Annotated in this window: 1 pseudogene; it reads right to left on the bottom strand. The window is 70.2% G+C overall.

What is annotated here, in order from left to right:
• Positions 1–802, bottom strand: a pseudogene (locus IE107_RS34520) (winged helix-turn-helix domain-containing protein); the annotation flags it as partial.
• Positions 803–868: the final 66 nt, after the last annotated feature.

Below are 868 nucleotides of genomic sequence, written 5' to 3'. Positions count from 1 at the left end.
TTGAGGTTGTCCCAGACGAGGACGATCGGGCCGCCGAGCTGCTGGTGGGCGGCGATCAACAGGTCCCGGTAGTCGCGCCAGGAGAAGCTCTTGCGTCCGTCGCGGCGGCCGTCGTCCCGGCGGGGCCGGTAGATCAGTCGGGACCGGTGGCCGGGCTTGTAGCAGGTCAGGGCCGCGATGGAGATCCTTCTGCGGGAACGGCCCCGAACCCGCACCACCGGGGTCCGGCCGCGCTGGGACCAGGTCTTCGCCTGCGGCGGCGTCATGGAGAATCCGGCCTCGTCCTCGAAGACCAGCCAGGCTCCACGGGCCGCCGCCAGCCTTCCGCGCACGGCCACACCTCCTTGACCCACCCGGCCACCGCCTCGTCGTCCCGCTCCATCGCCCGCCGGGCCGGGACCTGGCAGGACCAGCCGTTGCGCACGAGCAGCTTGCGAACGCCCTGAATCGTGTAGGTCAGGTGGAACCGCCGGCCGATCACCGTCTTGACCCGTGCCAGCGTCCAGCGCTGGTCCTCCCAGCCGTGTGCGACCGGCCCCTTGGCCAGCTCCGCCTCCAGCTGGGCGAACTGCTTCTCGCTCAGCCTCGGCAGCGACGCCGGCCCCTGCGACCGCAGAGCCCGCGGACCGCCTTCGTCCCACATCTGCCGCCATCGCTGCACCGAGCGGACGCTGACTCGCAGGTCCTTCGCAATCACCGAGCTCGCCTCGCCCTGGGCGAACCTCTCGGCCGCCTTGAGCCTTAACTCCTCGCGGAACTGCTGCCGTTCGGCGGTCAGCCCGCCCCCTTGTGGATATCGCATGCACCGGTGATACCGCACAGGCAACGAGCCGTCAGCCCCTACGACACCACGAGTTCAACCTCAGTA

The organism is Streptomyces gelaticus, assembly GCF_014649535.1.
GTDB classification, from domain to species: Bacteria; Actinomycetota; Actinomycetes; order Streptomycetales; family Streptomycetaceae; genus Streptomyces; species Streptomyces gelaticus.
This window is presented reverse-complemented; position numbering and strand designations above follow the sequence as displayed.